Annotated in this window: 11 protein-coding genes and 1 pseudogene; 10 read left to right on the forward strand and 2 right to left on the reverse strand. The window is 33.2% G+C overall.

The features are described 5' to 3' along the window. The 7 genes and pseudogenes from N456_RS24710 to N456_RS23395 all read left to right on the forward strand — a co-directional run. Positions 1-2,047, forward strand: a pseudogene (locus tag N456_RS24710) (hypothetical protein); the annotation flags it as partial. 49 nt (positions 2,048-2,096) lie between these two features. Further along, complete coding sequence (locus N456_RS25495; RefSeq protein ID WP_062062973.1) at positions 2,097-3,422, forward strand: RHS repeat-associated core domain-containing protein; 1,326 nt, start codon at positions 2,097-2,099, stop codon at positions 3,420-3,422. Further along, positions 3,419-3,883, forward strand: a complete 465-nt coding sequence (locus N456_RS23375; RefSeq protein WP_062062976.1) for a hypothetical protein — start codon at positions 3,419-3,421, stop codon at positions 3,881-3,883. Before N456_RS25495 ends, N456_RS23375 begins: the two co-directional genes overlap by 4 nt. A 297-nt stretch (positions 3,884-4,180) precedes the next feature. Beyond that, positions 4,181-4,744 (forward strand): RHS repeat domain-containing protein, encoded by a 564-nt coding sequence (locus N456_RS23380; RefSeq protein WP_262482864.1) that lies wholly within the window; start codon positions 4,181-4,183, stop codon positions 4,742-4,744. Between the two features lie 19 nt (positions 4,745-4,763). Beyond that, entirely contained in the window at positions 4,764-5,207 is a 444-nt protein-coding gene (locus N456_RS23385) for a hypothetical protein (RefSeq protein WP_062062981.1), read from the forward strand. Further along, entirely contained in the window at positions 5,194-5,565 is a 372-nt protein-coding gene (locus tag N456_RS23390) for an immunity protein Imm33 domain-containing protein (protein ID WP_062062984.1), read from the forward strand. The genes N456_RS23385 and N456_RS23390 overlap by 14 nt, the downstream gene beginning before the upstream one ends. A gap of 284 nt (positions 5,566-5,849) precedes the next feature. Continuing rightward, complete coding sequence (locus N456_RS23395; protein ID WP_062062986.1) at positions 5,850-6,356, forward strand: hypothetical protein; 507 nt, start codon at positions 5,850-5,852, stop codon at positions 6,354-6,356. Positions 6,357-6,461: 105 nt separating this feature from the next. On the opposite strand, the gene N456_RS25500 is transcribed toward N456_RS23395, so the two are convergent. Further along, positions 6,462-6,674 (reverse strand): thermonuclease family protein, encoded by a 213-nt coding sequence (locus tag N456_RS25500; RefSeq protein ID WP_082422640.1) that lies wholly within the window; start codon positions 6,672-6,674, stop codon positions 6,462-6,464. Positions 6,675-6,924: 250 nt separating this feature from the next. Here N456_RS25500 and N456_RS24715 point away from each other — a divergent pair, with 250 nt between their 5' ends. Next, complete coding sequence (locus N456_RS24715) at positions 6,925-7,068, forward strand: hypothetical protein (protein WP_158447962.1); 144 nt, start codon at positions 6,925-6,927, stop codon at positions 7,066-7,068. A gap of 59 nt (positions 7,069-7,127) precedes the next feature. Here N456_RS24715 and N456_RS23400 read toward each other — a convergent pair whose 3' ends face one another. Further along, positions 7,128-8,177 carry a LacI family DNA-binding transcriptional regulator gene (locus N456_RS23400; protein WP_062062989.1) on the reverse strand — a complete coding sequence of 350 codons (1,050 nt, stop codon included), beginning with the start codon at positions 8,175-8,177 and terminating at the stop codon, positions 7,128-7,130. Positions 8,178-8,403: 226 nt separating this feature from the next. Here N456_RS23400 and N456_RS23405 point away from each other — a divergent pair, with 226 nt between their 5' ends. Together N456_RS23405 and N456_RS23410 are read left to right on the forward strand one after the other, a co-directional pair. Beyond that, complete coding sequence (locus N456_RS23405) at positions 8,404-9,516, forward strand: mevalonate kinase family protein (RefSeq protein ID WP_062062991.1); 1,113 nt, start codon at positions 8,404-8,406, stop codon at positions 9,514-9,516. A 2-nt stretch (positions 9,517-9,518) separates the two neighbouring features. Further along, positions 9,519-10,388, forward strand: a complete 870-nt coding sequence (locus N456_RS23410) for a sugar phosphate nucleotidyltransferase (protein WP_062062994.1) — start codon at positions 9,519-9,521, stop codon at positions 10,386-10,388. Positions 10,389-10,505: the final 117 nt, after the last annotated feature.

Consider the following 10,505-nt stretch of genomic DNA (forward strand, 5'->3'; position numbering starts at 1 on the left):
CGCACCCGGAAAAGCATGGAAAGTAGATAAGAACAGTGATACAGATCACACTATTAAATTTGATTGGACAGCTAATGTAGACAATACAATTCCTCATTTTTATGTAACCTTTGCAGCAAATAATTCAGAACAACCAGAATTACAAAAAAGAAACTCTGGATATCTTGCCAATACGTTATATGTAAGCAGTACTAAAGACGAAAACTGGAGCCCAAATCAAACTAATCTTAATGATCATACCACCAAAGAGTATAAAAATAAACAAGGACAGGTAATTCTAAAACGAACCTATGCCGATAATATCGCTCATGATACCTATTATGTGTATGATATCTATGGGAATCTATCATTCGTACTGCCACCTAAAGTCGATACTAATGATGGCGTAGATGCAACCGAATTATCAGAATTGTGCTACCAATATAAATATGATTACAGAAATCGACTGGTAGAAAAGAAAATCCCTGGTAAAGGATGGGAGTCTATTATATACAACAATCTAGATCAACCAATCCTAACCCAAGATGCGATATTAGAAGCACAAAACGCTTGGTTGTTTACCAAGTATGATGCATTAGGGAGAGTAGCCTATACCGGTAAAATTACGATTGTAGATAAAGATAGAAAGGTATTACAAACTGAAGCCACAGCGTATAATGATCCTCTTTGGGTAACACCTCAGAATGCTATTACCATCGGGGGAGTATCGATGTATTATAATGATGGTGGATATCCAAAAACAGCTACAGCAGAAGTCTTAACTATTAATTATTATGATACGTATAGCTTTTTAGGAACTACACCAGCTTCTGAATTTTCTAATCCAAATACGATTTATGGAAATGCTGTTACTAGCAAAACCAGATCCTTAGCTACCGGTAGTACAATAAAAGTATTAGGAACTACAGATTGGATCACAACAGTAACCTATTATGATGGTAAAGCACGACCTATCTATGTAGCGAGTAAAAATGAGTACTTAAACACTACAGATGTAGTAGAAAGTAAATTAGATTTTGGAGGTAAAGTAGAAGAAACCAAAACCACCCATACTAAAGATAGCAATACAGCAATTGTAACCATTGATACCTTTACCTATGATCATATGGGGAGATTGCTGACACAAACTCAGAAGATCAATTCGCAATCCCCAGAAGTTATTGTATCCAATACCTATGATGCATTGGGGCAATTGGTCAGTAAAGATATCGGATCAGGAAATTCTGTAAGTAATAATGCTAAGAGTATTGGATATAAAAACATTGTTGGTGTAGCAGTATCGGGTAATATCATCACTAAAACAGCCAATGACAGTTGGAGTAATGCAGGGGTGATTACCAGTACCGGTTTTTCTGGCGATGGTTATGTAGAATACGAAGCTACTTCGGCAAGCTCTATTCTAATGGCGGGCTTATCAACTCAGAATACCAGTTCTCATTATAATAGTATAAAATATGCAATAGCTCTCGCTAATAATGGCAGTGTTGGGATATATGAAGGTCCAGCAGGTAAAGGGAATTTTGGAACCTATACTATAGGAGATGTTTTTAGAGTAGAACGTATTGGGAGTACGATTTTTTACAAAAAAAATGGAGAAGTATTCTATACTTCTGCTACAGCCTCTACAGCTGTTTTATATGGAGACCTCTCTATATATAGTAAACAACATCAAATCAAAAACTTTGGAATCGTTGATAGCGCTGCAAAAAGCGTTGACAATACTGAAAGAAAAAACCTGCAAACTGTAAACTACACTTATAATATTAGAGGTTGGTTACAAGCTATAAACGAAGGGACAACAGCTAATGGAGATTTATTTGGCTTTAAGATCAATTATAATACCCCAGAACACGGGGCTACACCGCTATTTAATGGAAATATATCCGAAACCCAATGGCAAACCGCTAATGATCATACCCAGCGATACTATAAGTATAGTTATGATGCTTTAAATAGAATCAATAGCGCTATAAGTAATGATGGGAACTATGACCTAAACAATGTTACTTATGATAAAATGGGTAATATAGAAAGCTTAACTAGAAACNGAAAGTAGGAATGCCATTGATGATTTTGAGTATGATAGCAATGGTAATATGACCATTGACCGTAATAAAGGAATTACAGGGATTACCTATAATCATTTAAATCTGCCTACAACAGTTACCATAAATAATAGCAAACATACCGGAACTATTTCTTATATTTACGATGCTACTGGCGCAAAACTAAAAAAGATTGCAACAGAGGGAGGTTCATTAACAGAGACAGCGTATGCAGGTAATTTCGTCTATAAAAATGGTACTCTGGAGTTCTTCAACCACCCAGAAGGTATTGTAGAGAAAGAAGCTGATGGGTATAAATATGTGTATCAATACAAAGACCATTTAGGGAATATTAGACTCTCATACAAGGATGCTGATAAAGACGGTACAATCACTACTTCTGAGATCGTAGAAGAGAAAAATTATTATCCCTTTGGACTACAACATAAAGGATACAATAACACAATATCAGGCAGAAAACATAACTATGGGTTTAACGGGAAAGAGGAACAAGACGAGCTTGGTCTGGAGTGGTTGGACTTCTCTGCCAGAAACTACGACCCTGCACTGGGCAGATGGATGAATTTAGATCCATTAGCCGAAGCAATGCGTAGACACTCCCCTTATAATTATGCGTTTGATAATCCTATCTATTTTATAGATCCCGATGGGATGATGCCTTTAGATCACTATTTAGATCAGAATGGAAATTATTTAGGGCAAGATGGAGCTGTTACAAATAATGTACGAGTTATATATGCGGATGATTTTGCAGATGTTAAATCTCAAAATAATGGAACAACCTCTATGAAGGCTACGGATCAATTGCAATCCTTGAGCAATGTAGTTACAATAGATCAGGCAACTATACAGAATGATATTAATAATGTAAATAATGAGACTGTAGTAGATCAGTCAGCAGAAAGGCAAGCTTATATAACATTGAATATCGATTCTAAAAGTGCTGGTAATCCAACAGGAGTTGTTACTTCTTCAAGAGGTGCTGATGGGGTTGATGGTCAAACAACTATGGCGAGTGAGCAAAGAAGAGACGGTGTATTGACAATTGGTGGTAGCCAAAATGTTTTATTAGGTCAGGTACATTCTCATAATAAAACTTCAGATCCTGGTAAAGTGAATATACCTGGTACCTCTCAAACAGATAGGAATACTGCACAAAGTACAGGCACAACTATTTATTCTATCGATTCTTATAAAGGAACCCCTGCCATATCATTACCATCTCCATTTGTTGGAGGCGCGGGTCCTGCAATGCATCGAACGTCAGACGGAAATCAAACGAATTTTATCGGAACCACAAACAATCAGAACGTTGGTGCCGATGCGTTATCAAGATATATTAAAAGAAACCAATGAAAAATCTATATATAATAATATCGTTCATTGCACTAGCAGGTTGTACAACCGTACAAACAGTAGTTGAAAATTCTAATGATGATATTATAGTTTATGTACTTCCATTAGAAGTTGAGAATATTTTAAAAGCTCATGTATCAGGTCTAAAGAATAAAGACCTTTACCTAGAGCTAGCTCAAGAAAATGATAATTTTACAATTTTTGTTTCAGAATCGGATATCTTTTGGAAAACGAGAACTAACAGAAAGGTAGTCGTAGATAAAAAACTATATCCATTAATTTTTGATACAGATGCCTTTTTTGGTTCTGCGGAGTCAAAGGGAATAATCTTAGAGAGGCTAAAAACAGAATCAAAAGAAAAGCCGTTTACTAGAAAAGCTTTGAATCCAATTTATGATAATGTATTTAAAGTAGAGTTTAAAAAAAACGGCAAAGTTTTGTATAAAGGTCGTAGTTGGTAGAAATTTACAACATAACCGCTTCGCAAAGTCTCCTGACTTAGCGGAATGATCAAAAACGGATTTATAAATATTAAGAACCAGTTACATTGATGTAGCTGGTTTTTTTATTATAAGAAGATTTATTCTTTCTATAGTTTAGCTACCTTTTTATTGATAAGGTAACCCAGAACTATTTCTTATATTTACGATGCTACTGGCGCAAAACTAAAAAAGATTGCAACAGAGGGAGGTTCATTAACAGAGACAGCGTATGCAGGTAATTATGTTTATAAAAATGGTTCTATCTCTCAAAGTGAAATTGTACAAGAGAAAAACTACTATCCCTTTGGGTTAAAAATGCATGGAATTAATGAAACTGTGCGTGGTAGAAACCACAACTATGGTTTTGGAGGAGCAGAAGAACAATCAGAACTTGATTTAGAATGGCTTGATATTACAGCTAGAAACTATGATCCTGCATTGGGTAGATGGATGAACCTTGACCCATTAGCCGAAGCAATGCGTAGACACTCTCCTTATAACTATGCTTTTGATAATCCGATTTTCTTTTTAGACCCCGATGGGATGATGCCATGTCCAAATGGTGATTGTGGCAGTGCTGGGGATGCTATTCCAATTAGTAATGCTCAAAGTGTTAGAATTGCAGTAGTCCGTAAAGCAAAAAGTTTATGGAATTCTCTTAAAACCGTTGCCAGTAGAAGTGCTGCTCAAAATGTAGCTGCCGCTTTAACCAACATAAGTAATAATGAAAATTTAGGAAATGGTGTAAGAGCTGCGGGTAATGGAGATTTAGCAGGTGTAGGTAATGCTATTGGTAAATCGGTTAATTCCTCAATAGATCAAATAAGAAGGTTTAAGTAGAGCTAATGCTGTTAGGGTTATGGGAGCTGGAGTCGCTATTGATGTTGCAGCAGCCGTAGCTACAGATGGTGTTGCATCTAGTGTAACTAAAAGTGTAAATGTTGTTAGTAAATCCAAGGGGCTCGTTTCTACTAGTAAGAATACGGGTAAAGCAATAAGTAAACCTAATATTACTAAACCCTATAAAAGACCATCTAATGCAACTACTTCATCTATGCGAAAATATGTAAATGAAGTAGGGAAAAAAACAGGTTGTGCAAAATGTGGTAATACCTCAGATAAATATATAGCGGGATACAAAAAAGCACTAGTAGAGGAATACTACGAAACTGGAACGATAGATAAAACAAATATGAGAAGTAATAGTGCTATACAGCCAGAATGCTCTACTTGTTCAAACCAAGAAGGTGCCGCTATGAGTAGGTATTCAAAGCAAAAAAAGAAAGAACATGGATTTAATTAATAGGTATATAGAAGAACAAAAGGCAATTTGTGTTAAATATGACGCGAATTATGTAGAAGCTGATTGGGAAATGTTTATAGGATTAGGAAGAGGGTTTGATCCTAAAAAAAATATTATTAATGGTTTACGTCACCCTGTGTATGACCAAACAACAGGTTGGTATATTTGGTCAGGAGAAGATTTTGACAAAAGTGATGACACTTTCTTTGAACCAGTTCATTTACATCATTTAATAGAGACTTATCCAAGTATAATAAAGTTTTTAGGTCTTGAACCAGGTTGGAGATTTTTGGTAGCGGATAATGATAACTATATTGATGTTTGGGAAGATCTAAGTTTATTAGACGCAGTAGATTAAGAGAATAAACCAGATAGCTCGGATTTGCAATCCAAGCTTGATTAACAATAGATTAAAGCCACTTCATATATTGAGGTGGTTTTTTTATGAGTACGCTTTTTTACCCATCCAGATCCTTATTTAGCACCATCTTCGGGAGATACTACTTCAGCAGGTGTTATTAAAAGAAGAGCAGGAATTAATACTAGATTTGAGATCTATTCAGCTTTCCTTAAACAATATAAAGATTATAATGAAAACTCGGCAAGTTTTGAATTAGAAGAAATTATTATAACAAATTAATTATGAAATATTTAAAGTTCAAGTCTAAATTATTTTTAGCAGTATCTGTGATACTTCTTTCTAGTTTAATAGGTTGTGCTCAGAATAAAGAAGATCAATTAAAGTATAATTCTGAATTAGTTTTCTTTAATGATTTAGGATTAGTTAAGTTATTAGAAAATATTATTATAGATAAAAATTCTTGTAAAAATATCAAGAAAAGTATCGATTGGTATATTGATTTTAAAGAATCTGAATCTATAGTGGTTTCTGAAGGACGGATTGCAAACCTGATAGAGTTAATTGATCCTAAAAAAAGAAAAATTTACACTACGACCATTAATAATAAGGTTGTTTTTCTCTTAATGGCTAATAAAAAAGGTTTATTGTCTAAAACAGGTCTTTCTATTGATTTAAGTAGTTTTTCTGACAAGTCAACTCTAAGTTTTGAAGATTTTTCATCTTGGTTGATTAAATCTCAAAACGGATCATACAAAATAGCCGATTCTCAGATTTGGAAATGTAAGTAAATTATGCGCCCTCCAGCTCTTCGAAGTTTATAACTTCGAAGCAATAAGTAAGTAATAAAAGAAAGACCCATAGCAGTAATGTTGTGGGTTTATTGTTTTATACTATTACCCTTTCCAAAGTTTAGCTACATCTTTATCAATCAAATAATCAGACATATTAGTATCGTTGTAGGTTACTTCTGCAATGTATCTTGCGTACTGGTCTTTGTTTTGTTTAGTGGTGGTAATAGTAACTATGGCATCTTCTGGACAGAACTTTTTGGCTACAGCTCTGGCATGTTTTGCTTCCCGCTCTTCGAAGAGTGATGCTCTACGAATGTCTCCCGACTTCGTAGTAGTAAGAGTAAGAAATAAAGATGAGAACCAGTTACAGCGATGTAGCTGGTTTTTTTATTATAAGAAGATTTATTCTTTGTATAGTTTAGCTACCTTTTTATCGATAAGGTAACCCGGAACTATTTCTTATATTTACGACGCCACTGGCGCAAAACTAAAAAAGATTGCGACAGAGGGAGGTTCATTAACAGAGACTGAATATTCAGGTAATTATGTCTATAAGAATGGTAACTTGGAGTTCTTTAACCACCCAGAGGGTTATGTAGAAAAAGAAGCTGATGGGTATAAATATGTATACCAGTTTAAAGATCATCTTGGAAATGGACTTGCAAGAGAAATTCAGACAATTTTTCTAAGACCTATGCTGCATTTTTAAGTTTATAAAATTCTTATTCAACTTCTATAGGAGTTTTAAATTCTAAAGACTCATAGTATTTAGTATTCCAAATATGTCTCTATATTTTCAGAATTAATAATGTTTATAGGAAGCAGTTTTTTTTTAGGAATACTTTTATTGAATAAGAAATGTTCAGCAATATAAATAATACTGAGATATGCCTGTTGTTTAGGGTTTTGATGAATTAGGTAATCAATTTTTTTATTTTCTAGATACTTTATGTTTTCTTCTAAAAGATCATATCCAATAATTTTTAAGGAAGCTGTAGGTATATTTGATAAAACCTGAGCAATTTTAAAAGATTTAGAGGTGGTTACGAATATGCCCTCTGTTTTAGGGTTAGTATTTAAATATTCTACAATGGTATTATCAAGATCAAAATGTTTTATTTTTAGAGTTGTTATATTGTGCTTCGTATCATTTGTTTTCTCAAAATAACTTCTAAAACCTTTTTCTTTTTCTTGCATATGGATGGAGTTATTAAAAGTTTCATCTACATGAATGATTACTAATTCTGCTGCTGTAGAGGTAATTGTTTCCATTAACTGTGCTCCTATTCTACCACTTTTATATAAGTCTTGTCCTACATAGCCTTTAACAGTTTTAGCATTTATTTGATCATTAAAAGTACAAACAAGTATACCTTTAGAATTGTACTCGTCGATCATTTGCACTGTTTGAGTATGAAATAAAGGAGGAAGCAGAACAGCATCAGGTTTTTGGTCTAATACCTTATTACAGGTATTTAGAAACGAATGCGTGGAAGTAGGGTTGTAAAAAAAAGTTTCTGTAGATATGCCTAGTGAGCGGTATTTTGTTACAGCCTCATCAATACCATCAATACAGGGCTTCCAATATTCATCTTTTTTTGGATCTGGAATAACGATACAAATATGATAAGTTTTATTATTTTTTAGATTTCTAGCAATAATATTAGGTTGATAATCAATCTTATCAAGAACATTGTTAACGGACTCTAATGCTTTTTCTGAAACTCTTCCACGATTATGTAAAACTCTATCTACTGTTCCTTTTGAGACACCAGCTAGATCCGCAATATCTTTTATCGTATATTTTTTATTTTCCATATTTTTTTAAATCATGAACCCAAAAATCAATGATAATTCAAATATATAGGTTATTTTTTATGTTTACTGTGTACGATAACACTAAATATATGTGCTCGAGCACATTTTGTAATTTTTTCCTTGTTTTTCAGAAAACTCATAATTATATTCGCCATGTTAAGATGTGTAATTGTATATTTATAAGTAGTGATAAGTTTTGTAATACAATTGTTTAATTTTTAGTTTTATGAAAAAGAAAATAGTTTCAATTGCGCCAGGTAGAACATGTTTGTTTGGAGATCATCAAGACTATATTGGGTTACCTATTATTGCTTGTGCAATTGATAGATATATTAAATTAGTTGCAGAAGAGAATAATAGTACTATTTTTAATATTAGAACACCTGATATTGATAAAGAAAGAAATATTTTTATTAATAACACAATTAATGACATTGAAAAGGGAGATCATCTGTTGTCAGTGTTGAAAGTTGTAAAAGAATATGGTTGTATACCAGATAGGGGTTTTGATATTACGATCTCAGGTAATTTACCAATAAATGCAGGCATATCGAGTTCTTCGGCAGTAGTTGTTTCTTGGATAAAATTTCTATTAGAAGCTTTTGGTTCTAGAAACTCAGTTACGCCAGAATATGTTTCACAAATAGCATATGAAGCTGAAGTCTTAGAGCAAGGGTCACCCGGAGGGAAAATGGATCAATATAGTATCGGTTTGGGTAATGTATTATATTTAGAAACAGGTAATGACTTTAATTATGAACTAATACATAAACCTATAAAAGGTTTAATTATTGGAGAGTCTGGTATTCCAAAAGAAACAATAGGAGTCTTAAAAGAGTTAAAAGAAAAAGCTTGGTTAGCAATTCATAAAATTAAAGAGACTGACAAGGACTTTGATATACAAAAAGCTCAAAAAAAAGATCTAGATACATTACAGAATTATTTACCAGATAGACTCTATCCATACTTATATGCAGCCATATCTAACCATGATATTACACAAAAGGCACTTAGAGTACTAAAAAGAAAACATATAGATTTTGAAGAACTTGGTAGTTTAATGAATGAACATCATCAAATTCTAAGAGATGTTTTAAAAATAACAGTTCCCAAAATAGACAATATGATAGATAGTGCGTTAGATGCAGGAGCATATGGGGCTAAAATAGTTGGTTCTGGTAGAGGAGGGAGTATTGTTGTTTTAGCTTCAGAAGGAAAAGAACAAAAAATCATTAATGCTATTATAGATGCTGGTGGTAAAGATGCTTATAGAGTCAATGTTGATAAAGGAGCTAGGATTTTAAATAACCCAGATATTATACATAAAAAATTATTTTAGAGATGCATGAAAATTTGATCATATTAGCTGGAGGAGCTTCTTCGAGAATGAAGAAACAGTCAATGTCTAAGAACTTGTCTGAAGAGGAAATTACACAAGCAAATAAAAGAAGTAAAGGACTCATTGGTGTGGGTAAAGATGGGAGACCAATGATGGATTATCTTTTATATAATGCTAAACGAGCAGGGTATACAAACATATATATTGTTATTAGTGAGCAAGGAGAACTTTTTAAAGAGTTTTATGGAAAAAAAGATAAAGGAAATACTTTTAAAGGTTTAACTATTTCATTTGCTATCCAGTATATTCCTGAAGGAAGAATTAAACCATTTGGAACAGCAGATGCTTTATATCAGGTAGTAGAACAATACCCAGAGTTAAGCGAGCAATATTATACTGTTTGTAATAGCGATAATTTATATTCATACGAAGCATTACAGGCATTAAGAACAGTAAAAAGTGAAAATGCTTTTATAAGCTACTCGCGTGATGCTTTAGAATTTTCATCCGAAAGAATCTCTCGATTTGCTTTAGCAAAGTTAGAGAAAGAAGGTATATTATTAGATATCATAGAAAAACCGAAGGCAGAAGAAGTAGAGGGTTATAGAGATTCATCAGGAAAACTAAGGGTAAGTATGAATGTTTTTAAGTTCAATGGAGCTATGCTATTTAACGATCTAAAAAACTGTCCCATACATCCCGAAAGAGATGAAAAAGAGTTGCCAACAGCTTTACTAAATATGTTAAGCACACACCCTAATTCTGTTCTTGGGATTCCTTTTTCTGAGCATGTTCCTGATTTAACCGCTAAGGATGATATAGCAGTCGTTAAAGAATATTTGAGAAAAAATTATGGCGAATTGAAATGGTGATTTTATACTAATTAAACCTCACATTAAACCTCACAGGTCTTAAAGTTCTAATAGATTGATACATTAAATAACACTAATAAACATAAATCGCTAATAATCATTGCCCTTATTGATTTT

The organism is Aquimarina longa SW024 (assembly GCF_001401755.1).
GTDB classification, from domain to species: Bacteria; Bacteroidota; Bacteroidia; order Flavobacteriales; family Flavobacteriaceae; genus Aquimarina; species Aquimarina longa.